Genomic DNA, 1,031 nt, shown 5'->3' with positions numbered 1-1,031 from the left:
GGTGCTGGGCGGGGTGCTGGGCGGGGTGCTGGGCGGGCTGCTCGGCGGGGTGCGTCACCGGGGCTGCCCCGCCCCGTCGTCGCGCGAGCGCACGACGAGGTCGGCCAGCAGCGCCACCGCCCCCACGAGCAGCCCGGACACCAGCAGCAGCACGGTGTTGGCGGGGAAGTAGAACGGGTGGCGGACCATGTCGACGACGGCCTTGACGAACCCCAGGCCGAACAGGAACAGCGCCAGCGGCATGAGCACGCGCAGCGGCTCGAAGTACATGACCATCCGCAGCACCTGCAGGATGTAGCGGTAGGCGTCCTTGACGAAGTGGAACTTCGAGGTGCCCGCGCGCTTGGCGTACGAGGTCGGCACGTACTTGACGTCGTGCTGGTTGCACAGGAACGCCAGCGTGATCGTGGTGACGCAGGAGAACCCGGGCGGCAGCAGCCGCAGGTACGGCAGCGAGACGTCCTTGCGGAAGGCGCGCAGGCCGGAGTTCAGGTCGGGGATGCGCTGCTTGGCCAGGACCTCGGCGACCTTGCGGATGACGAACTTCGCGGGCACCCGCAGCACCTTGTGGGTGCCCTCCTCGGTGGTGCGCGCACCGACGACCTGGTCGTAGGAGTCGTCCTCGAGCAGGACCCGCACCAGCTCGGGGATGCGGTCGTTCTCGTAGGTCATGTCGGCGTCGGTCCACACGACGATCTGCCCGCGGGCCATCTGGGTGCCGATGCGGCGCACGGTGCCGGAGCCCCCGTTGCGCCGGAAGCCCACCACGCGCAGGTGCGGGTACTGCTCCTCGGCGCCGCGCAGCACCGCGAGGGTGTCGTCGGTGGAGGCGTCGTCGATGGCCAGCAGCTCGTACGGCATGCCGTCGTCGTCCATGGCCTTGGTGATCCGCTGGATCTCCAGCAGGACGTGCGCCTCCTCGTTGTAGCAGGGCAGCACGATGGTGGCCACGGGCGCGAGGGCGTCTGCTGCGACGGGGGCGCTCGCCGGGTCGGCAGGGGGTTCGGGAGGCATGGCGGGGCGAGCTTACC

Annotated in this window: 1 protein-coding gene; it reads right to left on the bottom strand. The window is 70.5% G+C overall.

The features are described 5' to 3' along the window. Nucleotides 1-54 precede the first annotated feature (54 nt). Entirely contained in the window at nt 55-1,014 is a 960-nt protein-coding gene (locus tag GTQ99_RS23540) for a glycosyltransferase family 2 protein (protein ID WP_166618059.1), read from the bottom strand. Between the last annotated feature and the right edge of the window lie 17 nt (nt 1,015-1,031).

Origin of the sequence: Kineococcus vitellinus, assembly GCF_009906315.1 — a bacterium.
GTDB lineage: Bacteria > Actinomycetota > Actinomycetes > Actinomycetales > Kineococcaceae > Kineococcus > Kineococcus vitellinus.
This window is presented reverse-complemented; position numbering and strand designations above follow the sequence as displayed.

What these genes read in the sequence shown, in the direction of transcription:
- GTQ99_RS23540 (WP_166618059.1), bottom strand. Translation starts at nt 1,014, where the DNA reads ATGCCTCCCGAACCCCCTGCCGACCCGGCGAGCGCCCCCGTCGCAGCA.